This is a genomic window from Candidatus Eremiobacterota bacterium (genome assembly GCA_031082125.1).
In the GTDB taxonomy this organism is placed as follows: domain Bacteria; phylum Vulcanimicrobiota; class CADAWZ01; order CADAWZ01; family Ess09-12; genus Ess09-12.
Genome location: JAVHLM010000010.1, coordinates 56,704 through 81,936, shown reverse-complemented (window position 1 = coordinate 81,936; position 25,233 = coordinate 56,704). Strand labels below are relative to the sequence as shown.

At 58.7% G+C, this 25,233-nt stretch carries 22 protein-coding genes and 1 pseudogene; 20 read left to right on the top strand and 3 right to left on the bottom strand.

The annotated features are described in order from the left end of the window. The first annotated feature begins 52 nt into the window (after positions 1-52). From RDV48_13115 to RDV48_13095, 5 genes are all read left to right on the top strand, one after another. Entirely contained in the window at positions 53-514 is a 462-nt protein-coding gene (locus RDV48_13115) for a hypothetical protein (GenBank protein MDQ7823731.1), read from the top strand. Between the two features lie 97 nt (positions 515-611). Continuing rightward, the gene (locus RDV48_13110; protein ID MDQ7823730.1) at positions 612-2,327 is read left to right on the top strand and encodes a methyltransferase domain-containing protein; all 1,716 of its coding nucleotides are present in this window, start codon (positions 612-614) and stop codon (positions 2,325-2,327) included. Continuing rightward, entirely contained in the window at positions 2,328-4,466 is a 2,139-nt protein-coding gene (locus RDV48_13105) for a glycosyltransferase (protein ID MDQ7823729.1), read from the top strand. Continuing rightward, positions 4,463-6,442, top strand: coding sequence for a glycosyltransferase (locus RDV48_13100; GenBank protein MDQ7823728.1), 1,980 nt, complete (start codon positions 4,463-4,465; stop codon positions 6,440-6,442). Before RDV48_13105 ends, RDV48_13100 begins: the two co-directional genes overlap by 4 nt. A 3-nt stretch (positions 6,443-6,445) precedes the next feature. Further along, positions 6,446-6,745: a PqqD family protein gene (locus tag RDV48_13095; GenBank protein ID MDQ7823727.1), complete on the top strand. Its 300-nt coding sequence runs from the start codon at positions 6,446-6,448 to the stop codon at positions 6,743-6,745. Here the strand turns inward: RDV48_13095 and RDV48_13090 are convergent. Both RDV48_13090 and RDV48_13085 read right to left on the bottom strand, forming a co-directional pair. Then, on the bottom strand, positions 6,711-7,811 hold the full coding sequence (locus RDV48_13090; protein MDQ7823726.1) for a radical SAM protein: 1,101 nt from the start codon (positions 7,809-7,811) through the stop codon (positions 6,711-6,713). The two genes, RDV48_13095 and RDV48_13090, sit on opposite strands and share 35 nt — an antisense overlap. 11 nt (positions 7,812-7,822) lie before the next feature. Then, positions 7,823-9,187: an NCS2 family permease gene (locus RDV48_13085; protein ID MDQ7823725.1), complete on the bottom strand. Its 1,365-nt coding sequence runs from the start codon at positions 9,185-9,187 to the stop codon at positions 7,823-7,825. A 225-nt stretch (positions 9,188-9,412) separates the two neighbouring features. Between RDV48_13085 and mtnP the strand changes: the two are divergent. The 15 genes and pseudogenes from mtnP (at position 9,413) to RDV48_13010 (ending at position 24,686) form a co-directional block, all read left to right on the top strand. Beyond that, positions 9,413-10,153, top strand: a pseudogene (gene mtnP, locus RDV48_13080) (S-methyl-5'-thioadenosine phosphorylase). A gap of 15 nt (positions 10,154-10,168) precedes the next feature. Continuing rightward, entirely contained in the window at positions 10,169-10,702 is a 534-nt protein-coding gene (locus tag RDV48_13075; GenBank protein MDQ7823724.1) for an adenine phosphoribosyltransferase, read from the top strand. A gap of 2 nt (positions 10,703-10,704) precedes the next feature. Next, positions 10,705-11,781 carry a hypothetical protein gene (locus tag RDV48_13070; protein ID MDQ7823723.1) on the top strand — a complete coding sequence of 359 codons (1,077 nt, stop codon included), beginning with the start codon at positions 10,705-10,707 and terminating at the stop codon, positions 11,779-11,781. Between the two features lie 72 nt (positions 11,782-11,853). Further along, positions 11,854-12,006, top strand: coding sequence for a hypothetical protein (locus tag RDV48_13065; GenBank protein MDQ7823722.1), 153 nt, complete (start codon positions 11,854-11,856; stop codon positions 12,004-12,006). Positions 12,007-12,088: 82 nt separating this feature from the next. Continuing rightward, positions 12,089-13,648: a DUF116 domain-containing protein gene (locus RDV48_13060; GenBank protein MDQ7823721.1), complete on the top strand. Its 1,560-nt coding sequence runs from the start codon at positions 12,089-12,091 to the stop codon at positions 13,646-13,648. Further along, the gene (locus tag RDV48_13055) at positions 13,635-14,696 is read left to right on the top strand and encodes an NAD(P)/FAD-dependent oxidoreductase (protein ID MDQ7823720.1); all 1,062 of its coding nucleotides are present in this window, start codon (positions 13,635-13,637) and stop codon (positions 14,694-14,696) included. The genes RDV48_13060 and RDV48_13055 overlap by 14 nt, the downstream gene beginning before the upstream one ends. 16 nt (positions 14,697-14,712) lie before the next feature. After that, positions 14,713-15,657 (top strand): radical SAM protein, encoded by a 945-nt coding sequence (locus RDV48_13050; GenBank protein ID MDQ7823719.1) that lies wholly within the window; start codon positions 14,713-14,715, stop codon positions 15,655-15,657. Further along, entirely contained in the window at positions 15,654-16,691 is a 1,038-nt protein-coding gene (locus RDV48_13045; GenBank protein ID MDQ7823718.1) for a radical SAM protein, read from the top strand. The genes RDV48_13050 and RDV48_13045 overlap by 4 nt, the downstream gene beginning before the upstream one ends. Positions 16,692-16,708: 17 nt before the next feature. Next, positions 16,709-17,800, top strand: a complete 1,092-nt coding sequence (locus tag RDV48_13040) for a glycosyltransferase (protein ID MDQ7823717.1) — start codon at positions 16,709-16,711, stop codon at positions 17,798-17,800. A 12-nt stretch (positions 17,801-17,812) separates the two neighbouring features. After that, entirely contained in the window at positions 17,813-18,592 is a 780-nt protein-coding gene (locus RDV48_13035) for an ABC transporter permease (protein MDQ7823716.1), read from the top strand. Then, entirely contained in the window at positions 18,589-19,347 is a 759-nt protein-coding gene (locus tag RDV48_13030) for an ABC transporter ATP-binding protein (protein MDQ7823715.1), read from the top strand. The genes RDV48_13035 and RDV48_13030 overlap by 4 nt, the downstream gene beginning before the upstream one ends. Next, complete coding sequence (locus RDV48_13025) at positions 19,331-20,686, top strand: glycosyltransferase (protein MDQ7823714.1); 1,356 nt, start codon at positions 19,331-19,333, stop codon at positions 20,684-20,686. The genes RDV48_13030 and RDV48_13025 overlap by 17 nt, the downstream gene beginning before the upstream one ends. Then, the gene (locus tag RDV48_13020; protein ID MDQ7823713.1) at positions 20,683-22,275 is read left to right on the top strand and encodes a methyltransferase domain-containing protein; all 1,593 of its coding nucleotides are present in this window, start codon (positions 20,683-20,685) and stop codon (positions 22,273-22,275) included. The genes RDV48_13025 and RDV48_13020 overlap by 4 nt, the downstream gene beginning before the upstream one ends. Beyond that, a complete protein-coding gene (locus RDV48_13015) occupies positions 22,199-23,452 on the top strand; it encodes a nucleotidyltransferase family protein (protein MDQ7823712.1) in 1,254 nt (417 codons plus the stop codon). The genes RDV48_13020 and RDV48_13015 overlap by 77 nt, the downstream gene beginning before the upstream one ends. Further along, a complete protein-coding gene (locus RDV48_13010) occupies positions 23,397-24,686 on the top strand; it encodes a type II secretion system F family protein (GenBank protein MDQ7823711.1) in 1,290 nt (429 codons plus the stop codon). Before RDV48_13015 ends, RDV48_13010 begins: the two co-directional genes overlap by 56 nt. A gap of 10 nt (positions 24,687-24,696) precedes the next feature. Here the strand turns inward: RDV48_13010 and RDV48_13005 are convergent, their stop codons facing one another. Next, the gene (locus tag RDV48_13005) at positions 24,697-25,212 is read right to left on the bottom strand and encodes a prepilin-type N-terminal cleavage/methylation domain-containing protein (GenBank protein MDQ7823710.1); all 516 of its coding nucleotides are present in this window, start codon (positions 25,210-25,212) and stop codon (positions 24,697-24,699) included. Between the last annotated feature and the right edge of the window lie 21 nt (positions 25,213-25,233).

Genomic DNA, 25,233 nt, shown 5'->3' with positions numbered 1-25,233 from the left:
CCCCGGCTTTTTGGAGACCCGGCAGCTCCCCTGGTTATGGAGGTGATTCTTGATGGATCCGCAGCTTGAGCTTATGCTGGATTTTGTTATCAGGATATGCAGCATCGCTATCCCTGCAACAGTACTCTGCTTTCTCTTCCTCATCTACCGCGAGCCCCTGGCGGCAAAGATAGGCGGGACCGCTGCCGTCAAGGTAAGAGTCCCCGGCGGGGGGAAACTATCCCTGAAAGGCGATGAGGCCTGCAAGCTTGTTGAGGATGCCCTGCTGAGGCTCAAGGATGACATTGCCTCCCTTGACGAAAGGGCGAAAAAAACGCTGCTCTCCCTCTCCACCTCTGAGAATATCACTCCCCCCGTGCTCTTTCCCGGCTTCAGAAAAGAGAGCGAGGACGAGAGCCTCCTGAGGGAGCTCATGAAAAAGATGCTTGTACGATCCCTCGAAGGCATTCTCACGGAGGAGTGCCATATCGAGCTGACATCCCTCGGGAAAATGTCTGTAAGGCTGAAATGGTGATCCGGGCACTGACTGCGAGGCAAGAGAGCCCTGCCTGATCATCCGATAGGAATTTATCACGCCTCAAAAGAATTGATCCTGAAAAGAGACGCAGGCAATGGATACAAAGCAGCTCGATTTTCTGTACGGCCTCAGGGAGTACCAGACGCTCCTCTCCCTCGGAATTATCGGCGAGGAAGAGGCGGTGAAGCTCTCGCGGGCCTTTGATTTCCTCAGGGCATACAGAGCGTCGGGAAGACTGCTGGATGTGATGGCCTATCCCTATTTCCTTGCGGCGCTCCTCTCACGGTTTTCGGACTTTGCCGTTGATACGGTGTTCCGCTGGGAAGACGGCGCCCTGTGCCCCACCGGCTTCCACAGGGGCGTCACGACAGGAAAAGGAGAGAAGATTTCTTTCCCGTCCCTGACCTTCCATATCGAGCATGAGCACTTCCCCGTTCCCGATGAGACTTACGACGGCGCCCTGCTCTACGAGGCCCTTCATTATCTCACGGAGAACCCCTCCTTTGTTCTTGCGGAGCTCCACAGGGTCCTCAGAAAGGGCGGCTTTCTCTTCCTGTCCACGCCCAATGCCCTCTCGGCCTCAAATATACTGAAGCTCTTCCGCGGGGAGAATATCTATCCCCCTTACTCCGGCCTGGGTCTCCGGGGAACCCTCTGCAGGGAGTTCTCCAGGGCCGAGGTAAAGGAGCTGCTGGAAGCCCATCACTTCAAGGTGACTGAAAGTGCCCCGCAGGACGTGAAGCCCTTCAACACCCTTCAGCGAAGGGTATTCTCATCGCTCAAGGAGCTCCTTGTCAATCTTTTTCCCGGGGCGCCGAAAGAGGAGCACCACGACCACCTCTTCATCATTGCCGAAAAGGAGGGAGAGCGGGCCTACGCCTTCCCCCGGGGCATCTACTCCTCGGAGAGTGAAGAGGAGGAAGCCTGCGGGATCGTGCCTTCCCTCCCGCCCGCCGTGGCAGCCCACAGGGCATTTCTGCTTGATTTTGTGGAGGCGGGCTTCAACGACGGCATCCAGCTTGGCGAAGGATGGCATGGGGGGGAATATTCGGGCTTTCATTACCGCTGGGCAGGCTCAAGCGGCGAAGTCTATCTCAGGGCATCACTGCCCCTCAGGCTTCTCTCCCTTGAGCTCATCATCCCCGTGATTGAAGGGGAAGCCGCCGTGCCGCGGCTCGCCACGGGAAAGGGAGAGGCCCTTCACCTCCTTCATTTCAGCAGGAGAGAAGCATTCCAGGATCGCTATCACATGGTGCTCCTCCTCCCCGAATCAAGGGACACCCTGAGAAAAATCGTGATAACTGCAGGAAAAACCTATGTGCCCCGGGAGGTTGACCCCTCAAGCGAGGATCGGCGTATCCTTGGTATTGCCCTTGTGGCAATGCGCCTCTTCAGAGGTGACAGGCTCACCATGGGAGAAAACGAGCCCTTGCTGCTGGGGGAGGGATGGGGGCCCCTGGAGTGCGCTCCCCCTTCCGTGCGGCCGCTGAAGGACAGGGCATCGGTGACCCTCTATCCAGGGGGCGGCGAGACAGCTCTCATGATCACCTGCAGAAGGAGCGGCAGCGCCGATGGTCCCCTGATGCTCCATGTGCACGCCGATGGGCATGAAATGGAGAAGGGCCTCGCGGCGGGAAAAGAGTGGCAGACCCTGGCATTCCTTTTTCCCGAGCCTCTCGAGGAGAGGTTTGAAGACCCGCTGAAAGTCACGCTTTCCCTTCCTGGCGAGGAAAGCCGGGGCGACGGACTGGAAATCAGCGCGCTGGGGCTCGAAAAAGTGCCTCCCGCCGCAGACCGGCAGGTGCAGTAAATGGACCGCGGAAAAGCCTCAAGAACAAGGGAAGCCATTGAAGTGAGCCTCATCATTCCCTCGGCCATGGCCCACGACGGCCTTCGGCACACCCTGCAAAACGCGGCCCTTCTCATGTATCCTCCCCGGCAGCTTGAAGTCATCGTGGTAAACAACTCAGAGAAGACCATCCCCGAAGAGTGGCTCCTCGCGCTCCCCTTCAGCCATAAAGTGGTCACCGAGAAAAAGCGTTGCCGTGCCGCTGCCCGGAACAGGGGAATAAGGGAATCAAGAGGGAGGCTTCTCATCTTCCTTGATGATGACGTGCTCCCCGAGCCTCAGCTTGCAAAGGCCCACTGGGAGATGCACCTGAGATACCCGGGAAGCGCCGTGCTGGGCGAGGTGCTCCCCTGCCCCGGCACGTCACCTGCCGACCGCCTCCACCTCGCGGAGACCTTCAGGGGGCAGCATGACGGCAAAGCTCTGGAATATGGCACTGTCACCTGCAACCTTTCAGTGCACAGGGAGGCTATCGAAAAGGCCGGTTTTTTCGACGAGCAGTTCACCCTTTACGGCTTTGAGGACCTGGAGCTGGGCTTCCGCCTTGTGAAGGACGCGGGTGTCACCCTGAGGTATGCAAAAGGGGCACGGGCGTGGCATTACAGGGAGCTCTCCATAAGGGAGGCCTGCACCAATTATTTCCAGGCCGGCGCATCTTTTGTGAGGTTTATTCTCAAGCACCCTGCGGCTCTGAAGGCATCGGCTTTCCCCACGATAACAGGACACCTGCGCGAGACCCTCGCCAGGGCCTGCTCGTTCAGGGCATATACTGCCCGGGAAGCCTCGGCACAGAGGGAGCACTATGAGAGGCTCGAGAGGATATGCCTTGAAACCCCCGGGGAGAGCGCCGCCGCCGCCAGGGACAAAGCCTGCCGCAGCATCCTTGATTACTCGTTCATTGAAGGAGCTTTCCTGGCCGCCAGGAGAATCAAGGGCCCCTGCGGCCCTCTCCTCCAGGGTGAAGAGGCTTCGTACAGAGGGTACAGAATCTTCTGGCACGGCCCCACTGAGCTCAAGGGGGGATTCGGCACAGTATCGCGCCAGTGCGTCAAGGCCCTCGGGGAGCTTGGCCATGGGCTCACCGTCTGTGACAGGGAAGGCGCTCACCCTAGAGGAGCAGCTCTTTCCAGGGAAAGCCACCACCTCTATTTTCATCATTACTGGAAAGGACCTCTCCTCTACCCCGTGGGGCCTTACCGCATCCAAGTGTCGGCCTGCGAGACCACCGTCATTCCCCATGAAACCGCGGCAGCCATCAACTCCATGCATGAAGCCTGGGTGCCCTCGGAGTTCTGCCGCGAGAGCTTTTTCAATTCCGGCGTGAGAGTGCCGGTCCACATACTGCCCTACGCCGTAGACATGGGCAGGTTCGCGCCTTCGTCGCTGAGAAGGAGATATTTCCCCGACAGCCGCTTCTGTTTCATGGCCCTGGGCTCCCTTTACGAGTACAAAGGCTTTGATATCCTTGTGAGAGCCTATTACGAGGAGTTCCGCAGGGAGGACGATGTCCTCCTCGCCCTCAAGGTGAAGCCTCATGGCGCCTTGTCGCCGCTGGCGGCAAGGGAGGCCGTCCATGGGCTCCTGGAAGGGATAAGGCGCTCGGTGAAAAAGAAGAGCTTTCCTCCCCTCTTTCTCTATTATGAGGACCTGGCCGACGAAGAGCTCGCCGACTTCATCGGCACCTGCCATGCCTACGTGGTGCCGAGCCGCGGCGAGGGCTTCTGCCTCCCCGCCCTGGAGGCCCTGAGCCTCGGCAGGCCTGTAATCGCCACTGCCTTCGGCGGGCATCTTGACTTTCTCTCTGAGGACAACTCGTACCTCGTTGAGTATCGCCTCGTGGAGGCCTCGTCAAGGGATCATGGCGAGCACCGGCAGGGCCTCTGGGCTGAGCCCTCCCGCGAGCATCTCAGGGCCCTGATGCGCCATGTCTATGAGCACCGGGAAGAGGCCCTCCTGAAGGCCGCGCGGGGACAGCTCCTCGTGCGGCGGAGCTTCACCCTGAAGAACCTGAGAGAAAGAATCGCCGCAAGGCTCGAAGCTATCTACCATGACTACGGGAAGGCCATGGAGAATCTGTTTCACGTGGGGGGCCCGCAATGAGAGCGGCACCGGAAGTGACGGTCATCATCCCCACCTGCGGGAGAAAAGAGAAGCTCAGGAGCCTCCTCCTCTCTCTCGGGGCCCAGACCTTTCCTTTCAGCCGCTTTGACGTGATAGTCGCCGATGACGGCGGCACCGACGGCACCAAGGAAATGGTGAAAAGCCTCCCGACGCCTTACAGGATGCGCTACACCGCCACAGGGAGGGGAGGTCCCGCAAAGGCCCGGAACAGGGGCGCCTCCCTGGCGGGGGGGAACTACCTTCTCTTTCTCGATGACGACGTGATTGCTACAGCCGGCCTGATAGCGGCCCATGTGAAAATGCATGGCGAGCGGAAGCGCTGCATGGTAATGGGGAAGGTGCTCCCTCTCCCCGGTACGGGAATGCTCACCAGGAAGATCATGGATTATTCCTATGCACTTTACCGCCACGGCGACGTGATGGAATTCAACGCAGTGACGGCCAATCTTTCGCTTGAAAGAGTCCTCATGGAAAAGGTGGGGGGCTTCAGGGAGCTCTTTACCGGCGTGGGGTGCGAGGACACGGAGTTCGGCTTCAGGCTCAGGAGCATCCTCAATCTCCCCCTCATCTACAACGAGGAGGCCCTCGCGTGGCATGACAAGACCCTTACTGCCTGCGAGGCGGCAAGAAGCCAGTTCAATACGGGCAGGTTCTTCATTTGGGCGCTCAGGGCAAGCCCGGCAATGCTCTCAAGGCGCTACTCAATCCGTTTCAGCAGGAACATGACGTCGCTTTTGGCTTTCACAGGAAGGTACTTCAGGGTTCTCACTGTGCCAGAGAGGGAGAGGCTTCTCAGCGACGTTGACCGCTACGGGGAGCTGATGAAAAAAAAGCCCTCGCTCCTCATAGAGGAGCGCCTTGAGCAGGAGTGCCTCAGGCTCATCGACTATTCATTCGCCGAGGGAATGCACTGCGAGGCCCAGAAGCTTCCCCATCAGCACTCTCTGCTGGAGCGCATCGCCCCCGCTCCTGTCCCTTCACAACAGCTCACAGGGATCCCGCTTGAGATGGCGTTTCCTTCCGGCGGAAGCTCCTGGGCGGCCAGGATGGGATTTATGATGAAACAGGAGCTCTCGCGCAGGGGGTTTCTTGTCAGGCCGCCTGTCCCCGGCAGGAGCTGCACCATATCACTTCTCATCGGTGCCGAAGCGGTGATGAAAGCTGAGGTAAAACCCTATGCCATAGGCTACCTTGACGTCCCTCCCGGCGGGGATGCTCTCTCAGCCGAGGGATTGGCGGGGCTCGATGAGGTATGGGTCCCCTCCGAGGAGCTCAGAAAAAGCTTTGAGAAGGCCTGGAGGGGGAAGCCCCTTCATGTGATGGCGCCCGGCGTGGACAGGGCACTCTTCAGGCCCGGCGCCTCGATGCCCCTTTTTGAATGGCCAGGCCATTTCACAATCCTGGCAGCCTTTGAAGGGCGCTCCCCTGGAGGGCTCGAGCTCACCGCCGGCGCCTATTTCAGAGAATTTGGCGCTGCTGAGAAGGTGCTCCTCGCCGTGGCATGGGATGGGCCGCCTGAGGGCCTTCCAGAAAACCTTGCTCCCCTGCAGGGAGCGGGAACAGTGAGAAGAAAAAGCCCAGCGGCGGTGGTGCTGGGAAGCCCGCCGCCGTCTCGAAGGCCGATGCTTTACGCATCAGGTCATCTCCTGGTCCATCAGGGCGCCACTGCCTGGGGTTTTCTCACGGCTCTCGAAGCAAAGGCGTCGGCCCTCCCCTCCATAAGCACCGCGGGGGACAGCATGCCCTGTCCCGGCATTGAAATGGCTTTCGAAGGCATTTCTGCCCTTGAAAAAATGGGATCCATGCTGCGCTTTGCCTTTGAGCACCGTGATGAAATCGCGCGGAAAGCCTGGAAATCCCGGAATAAAGGGGATTCTGAATGGGACTCAAGAAGCGCGGGGGAGAGAATGGCGCGGCGCCTCTGGGAGATTGCCGCATTCCCGAAAGGAGCGTGAAGGATGGAGATAGACGAGATGTATGTTGCCAGAAATGAGGAGATTGCCTGGAGCGAGCTTGATGACGAGGTGGTCCTGCTGGACATAGACCAGGGAAGCTACTTTTCTCTCAATGCCGTGGCGGCAGATCTCTGGAAGCTCCTGGACGGGAGCCGCACGGTGGCCTCTCTTGTCGGCGAGGTCCTCACCCTCTATGACGTCGAGGAGTCCCAGGCGCGCCAGGACGTGATAAGGGTGGTAGGCGACATGGTGCAGAAAAATCTCGCCGTCATATCGCCGGCGACGGCAGAGCCTGCTCCCTGAGTGCTTCTTCCAGCAGATCCCGGCCTGCAAGCTCAGGGAGCGCCGCACATGCTCTGCAGCGACTGAAGGAGAGGCACTCAAGCATATCCTCACGGAGCTTGCTGTAGAGCCTCTTTCCCCATATGGCCTCCAGGGAGTCCCTCTTCAGGCTCCCCATAAGGAACTCGCCCAACTCGCAGAGAAAGCAGCAGGGATACACCTCGCCGGGCGGCGTGACAAAACTTGACAGGGAAGGCGCCATGCACCGCGGCGCGAAGCGCTCTCCCCTGGCGAGAAGATGGGCAGCCTGGGCCACCATGTCGGGATCACAGAATGCAGGGGGGGCCACGGCCTTCTCAAACTCCCTGAGTATCCTGCGGACATGGCCTCTTTCCCGGAAAATGAGCCTGCCGTCATGCTCGGTACCTGGAATATAGGGCTGCACCCTCACTTCATCGGCACCTGTCCGGCAGGAGAGGGCGGCAATGGCGGGGAGCTCTTCCAGGGTGTCCTTAACCAGCACCGTATTGGTGCATACGATGGTCCCGCTCCCCGAGACCTTTTTTGCCTCCACAAGGTTCTCAAGCCCCCGCAGGGCCTTCCGGAAAGCACCTTTCCGCTGCCTGAGGACGTCATAGGTGGCGGGAGAGGCGCCGTCAAGGCTTACCATTATCTCGCCGATCTCGAGCCTCATGAGATCCCTAGCCACCTTCCCGGTAATGAGAGTCCCGTTTGAGACCATCCCTGTCTTCATGCCCTTTTGCCGGCTGTATCTCAGGATATCCAGCATATCGCTCCTCATGAAGGGCTCTCCTCCAGTGAAATAGAGCGACTTCACCCCTGAGGCGGCCCCCTCGTCGATGATCCGGCAGACCTCGCGGAACGTGAGCTCATCTCTTTCGGTGTAAGTGCAGCTCCTGTTCATGGAGGCCACGCCGCAGTGGAGGCAGTCCAGGTTGCAGCGGTAAGTGATATGCCACGTGATCTGGCGCGGGGCACAGAGAGAGGCAAGCCCTGCGCGGAAGGCTCCGTCACGCTCGATGAGCCGGTAATATTCCCGGGAACTGGTGGGTATGTCTTTTTTCATGCTCCCCGCCTCTAGCCTTTGAAGTAGAGCTCCTTGAAGAGGAGGCCGCAGGCCAGGATCACTGCCGTGATATACACCACGGGGCTCACTTCCCTGCCCCTCCCCGAGAGGAGCTTCAGCACAGGGTAGGAGATGAAGCCCAGGGCGAGCCCATAGGCAATATTGTAAGTGAGGGGAGTGGCCATGATGGTGAGAAAGGCAGGTATCGTTTCGGTAAAGTCATCGGTATCGATATGCTTTATATTGGTGAGCATGAGGCATCCCACGAGTATTAAGACTGGTGCCGTTATGGGGTTGAATGGATTGCCGTTCTCCACGCAGCCTCCTCCGATAAGGCGCACAAGCGGTGAGAAGAAAAGGGCGACAAGAAAGAGAAGGCCCGTGACCATGTTGGCAAGGCCTGTCCGGGCCCCTTCGGAGATGCCCGTGGCGCTCTCAATGTAGCTCGACACCGTTGAGGTGCCCATCAGGGCGCCGGCACAGGTGGCAACGGCATCGGAGAGAAGTGCCTTGTCCGCCCTGGGAAGCTTGCCATCCCTGAGGAGGCCCGCAGGCTGGGCTACGCCGATAAGGGTGCCCACGGTGTCAAAAAGAAGCATGAAGAGGAACACGGTGATGACGGGGATCATGGTCACCGTGAGGGCCCCTTTCAGGTCCAGCTTGAGCATGGTGGGCTCAAGGGAAGGGGGGACACTGACCAGGGCCCCGAGGAGGCCGTTTTTCATATCAGGCTGGACCATTCCCGTCACAAGGGCTATCACGGTGGAGATGAGCATCCCCCAGAGTATGGCGCCCTTCACTCTGCGGATCATCAGGGTCCCTGTGATGATAATCCCCGCAATGGTGAGGAGAGCCGGCCTCCCGATAAGAGACCCCATGGAAACCATGGTGACGGGGTTGCCGACGATGATGCCGCCCTGCTGGAGCCCTATGAAAGCGATGAAAAGACCTATGCCCGCAGCTATCGAGTATTTCAGGCCCTGAGGCACGGAGTCCAGGATTATCTCGCGGACCCTGGCAAAGGTGAGGAGCAGGAAAAGGAGACCCGAGATGAATACGGCGCCAAGGGCCGCCTGCCAGGGGATTCCCATGCTCATGATGACCGTGGCGGCAAAAAAAGCGTTTTCGCCCATCAGGGGCGCCTGGGCAATGGGATAGTTCGCGTAGAGGCCCATTATGAGCGTGGCAAGCGCCGCCGAGATGCATGTGGCCACCATGACGGCGTTGAAGTCCATGCCGGTCTTGTTAAAGGCGGCGAGGATGGCGGGGTTCACGAAAATAATGTAGCTCATGGTAAGAAAGGTCACGATGCCTCCCCTGACCTCCGTCTTCACGTCTGTCCCGTTCTCGCCGAGTTTAAAAAGTTTTTCCAGCATGGTCTCCCCCTCCTGTGATGTCCAGGAAGAATTATCCCCCCCCGCTGGATTTTCCTTCAGTGAAGGCGCCGCCACCCGGTGCCGGGGAGGAGGGTCATACCCCGGTAAAAAAGCAAAAAAGGAAAAGCATGGCGCAAAAAAGAAAATACTAGGTCCTGCCGCCCGGCCCTTGGAGGAGGCAGGGCGCGGAAAAAATACCCTATAACCTGGAGAAGGAGCATAAGGATGGTTAAAATCGGCATCATAGGAGGCAGCGGGCTTGACAACCCCGACATACTCAGCAACCCGAAAGATACCTATGTAAGAACTCCCTACGGGAGGCCCGTCCTGCTCAAGGAAGGGATGATATCAGGCGTCCAGGTGGCGCTCCTTGCCCGCCACGGTATCGGCCACATCGTTCCTCCCACGCAGGTGAACTACCGGGCTCACATTGATGCCCTTAAAACCGCCGGGTGCACCCACATCATCGCCACCACGGCCTGCGGGAGCCTTCGCAATGAGATAGGAAGGGGCGACCTGGTGATTTTGGACCAGTTCATAGATTTCACCAGGCATCGCGCAATCACCTATTACGAGGATTTCCTTCCCCACGAGCCGATCCATGCGCCTATGAGCGCTCCTTTCTCAAAGCTGCTGAGAGACATTCTGAACGAGACCTGCGGGGAGCTTAAGCTTAAATACCATCAAAAAGGCACCGTCGTCACCATCGAAGGCCCCCGCTTCTCCACGAGGGCTGAAAGCCATATGTTCAGGCAGTGGGGCGCCGACGTCATCAACATGAGCATCGCTCCCGAGGCGATTCTTGCCAACGAGGCCGGCATCCCCTATGCCGCCATAGCGATGAGCACCGACTATGACTGCTGGAAAGAAGATGAAGAGCCCGTCACCTGGGAGGCCGTCCTGGCCATCTTTGCCCAGAACGTGGAAAAGGTGACAAGGCTCATAATCAGCGCAATCCCCAAGGTAAGGAGCCGCGCCGGCATCAAGGAGAAGCTCACGGAAAAGATAAGGACCATCCCCAACTGGCCCAAGGAAGGCATCATGTTCAGGGATATCACGACGCTTCTCAAGGACCCCGAGGGATTCAACCTCATGATAGATATCTTCTCCACGCGCTACAGGGACATGGGGATCAACGCCGTGGCAGGGATAGAATCGAGGGGCTTCATAGTCGGGTCGGTGCTGGCCCACAGGCTCAAGGTGGGATTCATCCCCATAAGAAAGCCGGGAAAGCTCCCCGCCGAGACCGTGTCGGAAGAATACACCCTTGAATACGGCAAGGACAGGGTAGAGATTCACAAGGACGCCCTGGAGAAGGGAAGCCGGGTCCTCCTGGTGGATGATCTCATCGCCACGGGGGGAACGGCCCTGGCAGCCTGCAATCTCCTGAAGAAACTGGGCGCCGAGATCCTCGAGTGCTGCTTTATTGTCGATCTCCCCGACCTGGGGGGAAAGAAAAAGCTTGAGGATGCCGGGTACAAGGTCTTCAACCTCGTGGAATTTGAAGGTGACTAGCGATGAGAAGGGCACCTCGTTTTCTCGCGGCTCTCCTGCTGGCATTCCACCTTTTCTCATGCACCCCCGGAGGCACAGGGGGCATCTCTCCCCCGCCGCCTGCGGCCACCTCTTCTCCGGTACTTTCCACCGGGTCCCCGGGAGCCCGGCCCACTGAAAGTCCGGGTAAAGTTGGAGAACACTGGAAAGAGGTCCTCGCTTCCCGCCTTAAGACGGCGCCCGGGCTTGTGTACTGCTCGGCCGGCGACGCCTCGCCCCTCGTAAAAGTCATTGAGGGAAAAGAGCACAAGGTCAAAGAAAAGTGGCCTTCGGAGACCATAAAGTACCACCTTGCCCTGAGGCCCGACGGGACCGAGCTGTGGTGCACTCCGCCCTACTGGGAGTTCGGCAAGGGCCTCCTCAGGCTCCCCCTCATGGTCATGAATCCCAAAAATGGCGCCATCATGGAGAAAATCCCCTGCCCCGGCGCGGTGATGACGGCCTTTACCCCCGACTCGGAAAAAGCCTACGTATCCCTCATCGCTTCGAGCACCGTGGAGGTCTATGACGTGAAGACCCGTAAAAAAACGGGAGCCATCGATGCCGGAAAGCACCCCAAGAGCCTCTGTGTGTCCTTTGACGGCCGCCGTCTCTACGTGGGCCATTCATCGGCGGTGACGGCGGATACCGTCACGACGCCCCAGGGGATAAAGCTCCCCAGGGTTGATACAGGAAGCGAATATGTCACCGTCATTGACACGGCCAGCGACAAGGTCACTGAAAAAATCGCGGTGAAGGGGATACCGGCGGGCCTCGCCCTGAAGCCTGACGGCTCCCTCCTCTATGCCTCGGTGAACAACGTGGTGCGAAAGCCTTACACGGCCCTCACCAAGGGGCCCGTTGCGGTAATTGACACGGCGGGCGGAAAAATCATCAGGACCATCACCTACCCTGGAACGCACCCCATAAGCGATCTCGCTTACACTCCCGACGGGAAGAAGGTGTACGGCATATGCGGCGGCCTCCAGGACTCGGCCTTCGTCTTCGATGCTGAAAAGCACGTGCTGAAAAAAGTGATAGCCCTGGACGTCGGCGGCTGACCCCACGATCTCGCCGTCAGGTCTGACGGCGCGAGGGTCTATATCACCTCGGGCATCATGAAGGGCGGGCTTGTGGCCGTTATTGACACTAAAAAGGATGAGGTGGTGCAGAGAATAAAGGTGGGAACGGGGCCGGGGGGGGGGCAGACAGGCCCCGGCATGGCCTTCAGGCAGGGCTCGGCCTTTGGTATCTGCGTCGATCCCTTCTGGTGGTTTTCCCCTTAGCGCGTCAATGGAGGAGGAGTTTTTCCTCTCCCTGGCATAGTGTTGACAAGAGCATAGAGAAAGGTTCTGGTATCTCCCTGCCGTGAATACCTGGCGCATCCTTGACACGGGAGCCCTCCCGGCCGCTGAAAATATGGCGCTTGACGAAGCCCTTCTCCAGGCGCGGGCCCGGGGCGAGAGCCCCGACACGCTGAGGTTTCTCCAGTTCTCCCCGCCTGCGGTGCTGGTGGGGCAGCATCAATGCCTCAGCCACGAGGTGCGCCTCGATTACTGCACCGGGAGAAAGCTTGACCTGAACAGGAGGATCACCGGCGGCGGCGCCATCCTCTTCGACGAGTCGCAGCTGGGGTGGGAGATCATCGCGGCAAAGGATTCCTTCGGCCTTGGCCTTCCCACCATCGACTTCTTCAGGAGGCTCTGCGAGCCCCTCGTGAGAGCCCTGGAGAAGCTGGGGCTCAAGGCCTCCTTCAGGCCGAGAAATGACGTGGAAATCGAGGGGAGAAAAATCTCCGGCACGGGAGGCACCGACGAAGGGCCCGCCTTCTTCTTCCAGGGAACCCTGCTGGTGGATTTTGACATCGCCACGATGCTCAGGGCCCTGAGAGTCCCCATTGAAAAGCTCCGTGAGAAGGAGCTCCGCCATGCGCGGGAAAGAGTCACGTGCCTCAAGTGGGAGCTCGGAAGAGTGCCATCGGCCGTAGAGCTGAAGCGCCTCATCGCCGGGAGCTTCAGCGAGGTCTTCAAGGTCACCCTCAGGGAGGGAGGCCTCACGGCTTCAGAACAGGAGCGCTTTGCAGAGAAGCTCCCCCTTTTTTCTTCCCGGGAGTACGTGGACAAGGTGAAAATGCCCGGTGCCGAGCAGCCTCTGGTCCACTCCCTCCACAGGGCCGAAGGGGGCCTCCTCAGGACTTCCCTGATAGTCAGCACAAAGACAAAGAGAATTCTTGACATCGTGATCACCGGGGACTTTTTTTCCTGCCCCCCGAGAGCCATGGCGGACCTGGAGGCATCACTGAAAGGAACCCCCTCCGACAGGGAGGCAGTAGAGCGCAGCCTTGCCAGGTTCTTTGAAGGGGGTAACGCCCGGTTCCCGGGAGTCTCCCCTGCTGATTTCGCAGGGGCCATAGAAAAGGCCCTGGAAAAGGTGCAGGTCACCGAATGGGGCATTCCTCTCTCCCATGCCAATGACATCTTCCTGACAGGGGGCTCCTTCAGGAAAGTGGCCGGCCATTCGCCGCGGCACATGCTCCTCCCTTACTGCGCGAAGCCTCTTGACTGCCGCTACCGCCAGCAGAAAGAGTGCGCACTCTGCGGGAGATGCACCGTCGGCAAAGCTTACGAGCTTGCCAGGGACAGGGGCCTTGAAGCCGTGAGCATCACCAGCTTTGAAGACCTCAAGGCCACGCTCGTGAGGCTCAAGGAACAAAGGAAGGCCTCTTTCATAGGCTGCTGCTGCGAAGGCTTCTATCGGAAGCACCTGGAGGACTTTGACGAAGCCGGCGTTCCCGGCATACTGCTCAATATCGATGATACGACGTGCTATGAGCTGGGCAAGGAGGAAGAGGCCTACCACGGGGCCTTTGAAAACGAGACGACGCTGAAAATCGGCCTCCTGGAAAGGGTCCTTGATGCGGTACTGTGACGTGCTCGTCGTGGGCGGAGGGCCTGCAGGCTCCGCTGCAGCCGCCGAGGCCGCGAAGCTCGGCGCTGAGACCATCATCGCGGAAAAGCAGAGAACCGTGGGGGAGCCGGTGCGCTGCGCCGAATTTGTGCCCCTCATGCTGCTCCGTGAGCTGGACATCCCCGCAGCGGCCGTCAGCAGGAGCACCACAGGGATGAAGACCTTCCTTCCGGGAGGAGAGGAGATTGTCTCTTCCCTGCCTGGCGTGATGCTCCACAGGAACCTCTTTGACCAGGCCCTGGCGGAATATGCCGCAGGAGAAGGAGCGAAGCTCATCACCGGGGCCCGGTGCACAGAATACCGGCGGGGAGAAGTGATAATGTCAGCGGGCAGCGGAGAAATCTCCATAGTGCCCAGGGTAATCATCGGCGCCGACGGCCCCGCCTCCACCGTGGGAAAATGGATGGGAAGCGTGAATAAGGACTTTATCATAGGCCTGCAGTACGAGCTCCCCCTTGCAAAGCCTCTTGAGCACACGGAGATACATTTCCGGCATGAGTTTTACGGAGGCTACGGCTGGCTCTTTCCCAAGGAGCACACGGCGAGGGTCGGCATAGGAGTGAGGCTCTCGAAGCCGCTCAGCAGGAGGCCTTACCTCAGGAGCCTCCTCGCGGGCTTTGCCGAAAGCCTCGCAAAGCAAGGAAAGGTAAAAGGCGATCCCCTCTCCTTCGTGTCGGGGCTCATTCCCTGCGGCGGGCCTCTCAGAACGGTGAAGGACGCCATCGTGCTCGCAGGCGACGCTGCAGGGCAGACTCATGCCATCACGGGAGGCGGCGTTCCCCAGGCGGTCTTATGCGGGAAAATGGCGGGCAGGGCCGCCGCGAGAGCCGCTGCCGCAGGCTCCATGGAGCTCCTCCAAGCCTACGAAAAGGAATGGCAGCTCCTCTTCCATGACGAGCTTGCAAGGGCCCGGAAGAAAAGGCAGCTCCTCGAGTCGCAGTGGGACACCCTTGATGCTGTCGTAAAGAAGACCTGGGTCATTTTCAGAGAATATTACCGGGAGGGGTAAGGAGACAGAAGATTCCATGGTGCGTGCCAGCGAGAAGATGAAAAGAGCCCGGGAGCTCTCAAGGGAGAGATTCGGGAAGAGGATAACTTTCTATCATCCCGGCATGTTTCATTACCGGGGGGAATGGGGAAAGTACCCCGCCCTCTCAATCACGGCGGACCGCTGCGAGCTGGCGTGCCTTCACTGCAGGGGAAAGCTTCTTGAGCCGATGATTCATGCGGTCACACCTGAGGAGCTGGTGAAGAAATGCCGCAGGATAAAGGAAAAAGGAGCCCTGGGCGTGCTGGTGACCGGCGGATCTTCAAAAAAGGGTGAGCTCCCCTGGGAAGGGTTTACCGAAGCGCTGCGGGAAGTGAAGAATGAGACGGGGCTCTTCATCTCGGTCCACAGCGGCATCGTGGACGAGGCCCTTGCAGGGGCATTGAAAGACGCCGGGGTGGATCAGGCCCTCATCGACATCATTGGTGACGACGGGACTTTCCGGGAGGTATGCCGGGTGCCCTTCGGCATCGAGAAGATCGCCGGGTCCCTCGATGCCCTTCATGGAAAGGCAATCCCTGTCATCCCCCACATCATCGTGGGCCTGAAGGGAGGAAAGCTTCAAGGGGAATACAGGGCCATTGAGATGGTGAAGAAATACCGCCCTGAAATAATTGTGATAGTATCGTTCATGCCCCTCGCAGGCACACCGATGGAGAAAGCCGCCCCACCAGATCCTTATGAGGTGGCCGATGTGCTTGCCGAGGCGCGCCTGGGGAACCCTGATTCCTTGATTGCCCTGGGGTGTGCAAGGGAGAGAGGAAGGGCCCTCATAGACATCCTGGCGGTGGAGTGCGGCGTGAACAGGATTGCCATACCGGCAGACGAGGCAGTGAAAAAAGCTGAAGAGCACGGCCTTGCCGTCACGTGGGAAAAGACGTGCTGCTCTCTGCCGGAAGGCTTTAAAGGAGGAATCGCATGAAGACAGAAACGCTGAAAACCAAAAGCCCCGATTACGTGAGGATAAGCCTTGCGGCGGCGATGATGCTTGATCTCAAGGGAGGGCTTTTCCACAGGAACGCCCTGTCGCCCTGCATCAACGTGCTTCTCACCTATGATTCAGGATGCGCGGGGAGCTGCGCCTATTGCGGACTCTCACTGAACCGGAAAGGCTCTTACAAGGAGAAGAGCTTTATCAGGGTAAAATGGGATCCCTACCTGCTCAGCGATATCATTGAGCGCATCAAGGCCAGGCCCGGGCAGGTGAAAAGAATATGCATCTCCATGATTACCCACCAGAAAGCCTGCAAAGATACCATAACCATCGCGGGAGAGATCAGGAAAAGCCTTGACATCCCCCTTTCTGTCCTCCTCTCCCCCTCGGTCACCAGAAAGAAACACCTTGATGAGCTGAAGAGGGCCGGCGTCCAGATGGCGGGCATTGCCGTGGACTGCGCAAGGGAGGACATTTTCGAGGAAATAAGGGGAAAAGGCGTGGGAGGCCCCCACCGCTGGGAGAGGTACTGGGAGTGCTTCCACGAGGCCCTGGAAATATTCGGGAAAGGGAACGTGGGCATCCACCTCATCGTGGGGCTTGGCGAGTCAGAAAGGGAGATGGTGGCCCTGATGGAGAAAATCCACTCGAGCGGGGGGAGCACCCATCTCTTCTCCTTTTTTCCTGAAGGGAACTCCAGGCTCTCAGGGCACCCAAGGCCTTCGCTTGGCCATTACCGCAGGATACAGCTTGCACGGTACCTCATCGATGAAAACATGGCAGGGGAATTTGCCTTTAATCCCCCGGGGAAGCTCACCTCTTTCGGGCTTGACAGCGAGAGGCTCGAGAAGGTCATCGCATCAGGGCTTCCCTTCATGACGAGCGGGTGCCCCAACAGCGGCGCCGCCGACTGCAACAGGCCCTATTCGGACTCAATGCCCGGCGAGGCCATAAGAAACTTCCCCTTTCTCCCGGAGCCCGGGGATATTGCAGCGATAAGAGAGGAACTGGGAACTCCCTGATCCCGAGGAAGAGATCTATGAGCCAGAAGGCGCCGCTGACCCTTTACGCCACCCGTCCCGGCACGTCAGGCTATGGAAAAGTGGCCGCGGGAATCCTGAAAGGCCTTGGAGGGGAAGGCTACGCCGTCCGCTTCAGGCCCTTCAAAGAGATCTCGGCCGAGGCCTCCTCCCCGGCGGCTCCTCATGAGGCCACTGAGGACGACGGTGCCATAACCCTCTGCCTGGCGCCTCCCTATGCTTTCGCTGCAGGGAGGGGACGGTACAGAATAGGCTACACGTCCCATGAGACCACGGAGCTCCCCGAAAGCTGGCCGCCTCTGCTGAACCGCATGGACGAGATCTGGGTATTTTCCACTTTTAACGAGAGAGCATTCAGAGCTTCCGGGGTGCGGGCTCCCATAAAGGTAATTCCTCCCGGCGTCAACAGCGATGAATTCCATCCTGGAAAGGGAGAAGGCCTGATGGAGCTTTACGGGGCCTTTGTCTTTCTCTCCGTCGGGAGCTTTCACCATTACAAGGGCCTCGACGTGCTCATCAGGGCATACCTGGAGGAGTTCAGGGCCTCCGACGAGGTGTGCCTGATCCTGAAAAGCTACCGGTATTTTAATTCCCCAGGGTGCGATCCTTTTCTCCATGCCGAGAAAGCGGTCTCTGAAAAAGGCCCCGGCGCCCCGCCCCTCGTGGTCATTGACGGGCCCTTCAGGGAATCCCTGGCCTCCCTCTACCGGAGCGCCGATTGCTATGTGAGCACAAGCAGGGGTGAAGGATTCTGCCTCCCCCTGCTGGAAGCAATGGCATGCGGCATCCCTGTCATCTCCAGCAGTTTCGGCGGGCCCGGCGACTACCTCACGGCAGAAACGTCCTACCTGGCCGACTACAGACTGGTGGATGTCGCGCCCAATGACCACCCTTTCCACACCAGGGGGCAATGGGCCGAAGTAGATCTTGACCATGTAAAGCACCTGATGCGCCATGTATATGAGCACAGGGACGAGGCGCGGAGCAGAGCGGAAAAAGCGCTCGACAAAGTGAAGCGTGACCATTCTGCAGGCCGATGGGCCGCCGCCATGGCTTCGCGGCTGAGAAGCATTGAAAAGCGTATTATCTGAAAGAGAGCGCCTGTGAGAGAGAGACTCAAGACCCTTTTCCATTTCCGCGAGCTTCTCATGAGCCTCTTCATGAGGGACCTGACTATGAAATACCGCGGGTCGGCGCTTGGCTTTCTGTGGGCCCTCATCAATCCCCTCATCACCCTTGCCATACTCTCGGTGGTCTTCACGAGGGTCCTCAGGATGGGCATTCCCCATTACCCCCTTTTCCTCTTCTGTGCCCTCATCCCGTGGAACTTCCTCCAGCAGAGCCTCCAGGCCGCCACCATGTCGCTGCCTCTCTACGGGCCCGTAGTCACCAGGGCGGCCTTCCCCCGGGAGGTGATCCCCCTGTCGCTGCTCTTCTCCAACTTTGTCCACACCTTCCTCGTAGGGCTCGTGATAAACGTCGCCCTCATCATCCTCTACAGGATTCCCGTGGGAGCGGCTCTCCTCTATATCCCCCTTATCTGCATGGTGCAGGTGCTGTTCACCGCCGGTATCGCCCTTATCCTCTCGTGCCTCCAGGTATATTACCGTGACGTGAACGTCCTTCTCACCCATGGCCTTACCTTCTGGTTTTATGCCACGCCGATCCTCTACCCCCTCTCGATGGTGCCTGAGCCTTATGCCGCGTGGATTGCATGGAACCCTCTCACCGGTATCATCATGGCATACCGGAACGCCATCCTATTTGCCGGGGCTCCTCCATGGGCGCTGTTCTCGTGGAGCGCCCTCGCGGCTTTCATCACTTTCCTGGCCGGTTACCATCTTTTTAACCGCCACCAGGATTTTTTTGCCGAGGAGCTATGAAAGTAATCGAGCTTGAAGGAGTCTGGAAAAAATTCAGGAGGTACGCGAGAGAACACAGGACTCTCAAGGAGACCCTCATCAGGGGGACAAGGGGCATCTGCGGAGAGTTCTGGGTCCTTGAGGATATCAATTTCTCGGTGGACGAGGGGGAGTGCTGGGGAGTCATGGGGGCGAACGGCGCGGGAAAGACCACGCTCTTCAGGCTCATAGCCCGCATTCTTCAGCCCACGAGGGGAAAAATCTCAACTTCCGGAAGAATCAGCGCCATCCTGGACCTGGGTGTGGGTTTCCACCCTGATTTCACAGGACGTGAAAATATCTTCACCTATGGCGCCATACTGGGAGTTCCCTCGAGGGAGCTGCGGGCGAGGCTCGATGAGATTGTCGCCTTTTCAGGGCTTGAGGATTTTCTGGAAGAGCCTCTCCGCTCGTATTCATCGGGGATGGCGGCGCGCCTGGCATTCTCCGTGGCGGTCCACGCAGGCCCATCGATTATCCTGCTGGACGAGATCCTCACCGTGGGCGACAGGGGCTTCCAGCGCAGGTGCCTGGAGAAGCTCAAGGCTCTCAAGAGCGAGGGAAAAACCATTCTGATCATCTCTCACAGCCCCGAGCTTCTCGCGGAGATCTGCCCCCGCTCCCTCCTCATAGAGGGCCACAGGCTCTCCGCCAGGGGTGAGACCGCTGAAATCGCCCGGCAGTATTGTGAGATCACCAGGAGTGAGAAAGGGGCCGACGATGAGAGAGCCTGCTGAAATGGAGGCCTGCCAGGCCTTCTCCATGGGGGGCATGCTCAGGGCCCTCAGGGAAAAGCTCCTCGGGCAGGAAAGGGAGAGAATCCCGGCCCCCCTGGAGCCAAAGGGGGCCTCATGGCCCGACGATGCCTTCCTTGTGCTGAAGGAGAGCTTCCTGAGAGGATATGCGACGGGGGCCGCCGCGGGAACCCCCGATGAAAAGGCATTTCTCATCAGAGAGATTCCCCTTGTCTGGAAAGGCTATTTCCATGCCGTGTCAGGATACGGCCAGGGCACGAGGGACTACGTGAGGGAGCTGAAGAGAAGGCAGTGGCATCTCTTCAGGGACAGCCTGAAGGGAGATCATGAGCTTGATCCATGCTTCTTCCCCGGGATCTCCTCCCTTCCACCGGCGCGCTCAATGAAGGCCGCTCCTTTCATATCCCTTCAGCATGTGCCTCCCCTTCAGCTCCAGAGGCTGGAAGGCGCCTATTCCATAGGCATCACCACATGGGAGACCTCAAGGCTTCCCCCCCGCTGGGCTGAGGCCTGCAACGCCGTCGATGAGCTATGGGTGGCCTCGTCATTCAACGAGCGTGCCTTCAAGGACTCCGGCGTCAGAGTGCCGATAAGGGTCCTTCCCTACGGCGTGGACCTGGCGCGCTTTCATCCCGCCGTGGAGCCCCTGAGGGAGCTCCCCGAGCTTCATATCGCCACAAAAAAGCTCCGGGACTTCTTTATCTTTCTCTCCGTCGGGGCTTTCTACCCCTACAAGGGCTTTGACGCCCTCATGGCGGCCTATATAAAGGAATTCTCCTCCTCCGACGGCGTGGTGCTCATCATAAAGGTTTATCCATACTTCGGCCACACGATACAGGGAATAGGTGCCTTCATCAGGACCCTCTCGAAAAAATTCGGCAGGAAGAAGATCCCCCGGATCCTCTTCCTCCAGGAGACTTACGTAAGCGAAATGCCCTCCCTTATGGCCCTCGCCGATGCCTATATCTGCTCGAGCAGGGGTGAAGGGTTCTGCCTCCCCCTCCTTGAGGCCATGGCAATGGGAAAGATTGTGCTTTCCCCCGCCTGGGGAGGGCAGGTGGACTACCTCCACGAAAAGAACTGTTATCTCGTTGCCTGCCGTGAAGTGCCTGTAAGGCCGGGATCACACCTTTACCACTCATCAGGCACGTGGGCAGAGCCTGACATAGAGCACATGGGCTCCCAGATGCGGCAGGTTCTTGAGCACAGGGAAGAGGCGATGGAACGGGCCTCCCGCGCCTGCCACGAAGCACGGGGGGCATGGAGCACTGCCCACGCCGCCGATATCCTGGAAAGATACTTACTGGAGCTCTGCCGATGACAATGGTACAAAACCCATCTCCATTGAGCCTTTTTCTCAGGCGTCTGCCCGGCACGGTAAAAGAGCACCTGGCTTCCTCAGGCCCCGGAGGGGGAAAGAAAATTCTGCTGCTCACAAGCCTTGTTGATATCCAGCCGGGGAGCATGACGGGCCGCCGCCTCTACAATGCCTGGAAGGGTGAGATCTCTTCTCTCCTGCCCGATAAGGAACCCGGCGGGGATGAGATACCTGCCGGCAGCGCTGATTTCCACGAGCTTGAGGAGCGCCCCTTCCCGTGGAAAACCGGGAGCCTGGACTGCATCGCGGCAGAAAGCATCCTCGAGCATTTCAGAAAGAGCCCCACCTGTTTTCTGAATGAGTGCCACAGGGTGCTCCGTTCCCGGGGAGTGCTCTATATCGCGACACGCCGGGCATTCTCGAAGGACGCCCTCGCAGGGCTCCTCTCGGGGAAAAACTGCTTCCCGCCTCTTTGCGCCCTGGGGACAGGGGTCCGCATCACAAGGAAGTTCACTTCCCGCGAGATTGAAGAGCTCCTGCGGGCCTGCGGCTTTGATGAAATCAAAGAAATCCCCCCTTCACCCGGCTCCCCCGGCGAAAAAGCCTTTTCCCTTGAGACGGTCAGGGACCTGGCCACACTCCTTGGCGTTGCCCCGGGAGCATGTGAGAATCTCCATGAGAGCCTCATCATGGCATGCCGGAAGGGGCCGGGAAGCCATTACTCCTTCCCGCCCGGCCTTTACCGCCATAAGTACCTTGACGCCGCCTCATACCGCAGCGAGGTGGTGATGGGAGACAACTGCGCCCTCCAGATCGCGGGGGGGTGGTATCCCCTGGAAAAGGGCCCTCCAGCGGGGCGCTGGACCGGGAAGACCGCCGCTCTATATCTTAAAAGGAGCGGATCGGAGAGCGTCCTGGCCCTTGAGTGCCATCTGCCCTCGCCCGATGGCGAGGTATTTCTGCCCCTGGCGGAGATGGAAGGCGCCGAATTGCCATTCACCGGCAGAAAAACCGGCGATCTCCAGATCCTCAGGTGCTGGTGCCCCCGGGGCGGCGAGGGGCTTGTCAAGGTGACCCTCCATGCAGGCAGAATTTTCAGGCCTTCCGATCATGGCAGCAGGGATACCAGGGAGCTGGGACTCTATGTGAGGAGAATCGCTCTCTCACCGGGGCACACCCTGCTCATGGGCATGAACGATGATATCCTGGCAGGCGAGGGCTGGCATGAACTGGAACGCCATGCCATGAGCGAAGAGACCCTCACCTACCGGTGGACCGCAGGAGAAGCCCGCGGAGAGCTTCTTGCGCGGGGGGGTGAAAAAGCCGTCTCCCTCCATTACTACTTCCCCTCGCAGGAGGGGAGCAGGGCATTTCTAGAGATAGCCGATCCCCCCATGGGGGCCATACCCCTGCCGCCGGCATGGGAATGGGAGAAGAGGACTCTGGCGCTTCCGGGAGCACTGGAAGGAAGGGTCATTTTCATCCTGAGGGTCACAGAGCCCTGGGTGCCCGCCCATGCAGATTCCAGCGGCGATACAAGGGAGCTGGGAATCGCAGTCTCTTCACTCTCCCTTGCCTATGGCCATGAATGACGGCGCTCTCACTCTTCTTTGCTCCCTGGCAGCAGACTTCCTGGAAGGGAGGCCTCCCCGTCCCCCTGGCGGCCTTTCCCCCGAAATCCCATGGGAAAGGCTCTCGCAGCGCGCCTGCGATGAGAGCCTTGTTCCCCTTCTTTTTCACCTGGCACAGGAGGAGTCTTTTGCCGCAACCATACCGCCCGTCCTCCTCTCTGCCTGGAAAGAGACTTACTACGGCACGGCAAGGCGCAACACCCTTCTGCTCCATGAAGTGAAGCAGATCATTGCAAAAAGCCGCGGACGAACCCATGAAGTCCTGGTCATCAAGGGCGCCTTTCTCATCGCCGCCCTCTACAGGAACTCCGCCTTGAGGCCCATGCACGATGCCGACCTTATCGTGAAAAGAGAGGATCATCAGGAGCTTGCGGGGCTTCTCATGGAGCAGGGGTTCTCCCCCTGCGGCACCAGGGAAGAGATTGTGAGGCACAGGAGGCTCGGCCGTTCTGTCTTCTCAAAACAGGCTGCCGGCGAAGAGCTGTTCCTGGAGCTCCACGAGGGGATCCTCTGGAGCGCGTCGTTCATCCCGGGGGAAATGCTATGGAGCGCGCCGGAAGCCTTCAGGCTCAATGATATTGAGGCATTCAGCCTTGAGCGCCATCTCCATTTTCTTTACCTGGTGGCCCACTGGGCCCACCACCTGAGGGAAAGGGCGCCCCTCATCTGGCTTCTTGACATGGCGCTCTTCCTGAGAGAAATGGGGCTCTCATGGGATGTCCTCACCAGGCTTGCGGAAAGCCTGAAGCTCACCGGGGCCCTTTTCCATCTTATCGCTTCCCTGGAGGATGCTTTCTCCGTTTCCGTTCCTGAAGAGACAAAAAACAGGCTCCGCCCCGGGGGTCTGGAAGGACTGCTTTATCGTCTTGCCCTTCCCCATGGGTCCCTTCTTTCCCTGTGGCTTACCAATCCCCTTAATTACCTTTTACCGCCCCCGGGGCTCCTGGAGGAGCGTTACCCGGGATCGGCCCGCAGTCTTTTCAGAAAACGCCTCGCTTTTCTGGAGGACACTGCCGAGAGGATGTACAAGATTATCATACAGAAGGTCCGCCCTCGGGGGGAGAAAAAGAGCAGCACTGCCGATGAAGAGATTTCATTACCTGGCGTTGAACAGAAAAGGGGACACCGTAAGCGGTGAGATGGATGCCGCCGACAGCGGGGAAGTCATTGCCCGGCTCAAGCAGGAAAAGATGCGACCGCTGAACGTGCTGGCCATCAAGGAGTATGGCCCTCCGCCGGGAAAATCGCTTCTCTTCAAGGTGCGCAGGGATCTGCTCCTGCTCATCAAGAATGCCTACAAGGTCCTTGCAGCGCAGCTTGAGCGCTCTCAGAAAATCGACGAGCGCAAGGTCTCAATCTTTACCCACCAGCTCTCGGCGATGCTCGGGGCAGGAATACCGATTACGGCGGGAATAAAGTCCATCCTGAGCGCCGAGAGCGACAGGAAGTTCGCCCTGGTGCTTGAACAGCTTGTCACCTTCATGGAGAGCGGCCATTCCCCCCACAATGCCTTCGGCCGGTTCCCCGGCACCTTTTCCAGGGCCTATGCAGGCCTGGTGGGAGTGGGACAATCATCGGGAAGGCTCCCTGCCGTGATGGAAAAGCAGGCCCAGGACCTTGAGAAATATTATTCCTTCAAGAGAAAGGTCATTTCAAGCCTTACGTACCCGGCTTTCGTGATGGCCTTCGCCATAATCTCAGTCTTTGTCATGATGATTTACTTCGTGCCTGGCTTTACCGGCATCTACCGTGAGACCAGAATGCCGCTCCCATTCATCACGGTGATGCTGGTCACGACCGTCAATTACCTCACCAACCCCCTGTTCTGGGCCGCGCTTGCAGCAGCAGCAGCTGTGGGGATCTTCCTGCTGAAGAATTACCTGGCGACCCCTGTAGGACGGTACTATTTTGAGACTACCAAGCTCAGCATCCCCGTTTTAGGTGGGCTCATCGCCCAGAGCGAGCTCTACATCATCTTTCTGAACCTTGCGACAATGATGGAATGCGGCATCACTATAAGCGATTCCCTCACAATCCTTGTGGAAATGACGCCCCACCCGATTTTCCGCGAGATGATCATTGAGACCATAGAGAGCCTCAATTCAGGGGAGACCTTCTCTGACGCCATCAAATCCCATCCCCTTGTTCCCCACTATGTGACTGACCTCTGCGGCGTGGGCGAATCAACGGGTGATCTCCCGTCCATGATTAGAAGGTCGGCGACCATGATGGAAGAGCATGTGAACGGCAGGCTCGAAACGTTCCTGAACCTCCTGGAGCCTGTAATCATCAGCATGCTGGCCTTCGCAGTGGCCTTCATCATGATTGCCATCTTCCTGCCACTCTACAACATCATCAATTCCTTTTCCTGAAGCCTCAGCTTCAGTAAAGAATGACGTTCCCGTCGCTGTCAACGGACACGCAGGCCGTTTCCTGGCCGCACTCGACAATGATGGTCAATGCCCTGTTTGCCACGGCGAATTTCCAGCTCCCGGTATCATCGGTGCGGGAGGGGGTGAATCTCAGATCGCTCGAGGGTGAAGGCGGATTGAAATAAAAACGGATCTCTTTGGAAAAGAGCCTGGATAAGTCAACTCTCTTGATCACGGTCTCCTCAAGATCGTCAGATTCCCAGAGAGTATAGACGGGGGGGGATGAGCCCGAGGGATCCGGAGGAGAAATGTCAATGCCGGTATCAAAAGAGATAGCCTGGGCACGCTGCCTCATGGCGAGCACATCCTGGTAAAGGATGAGGGCGGCATTGCGGCACGTCGCGGAAGCCGTGTAATTGTTGAAATTAGGGATTATAATGGCAATAATGACGCCAAGAATTCCAAGCGACACCATAAGCTCGACAATTGAGAAGCCTCTATGGCGGCGGTACCGTGCAATGCTCATGAATCAATTATAGCACAAAAA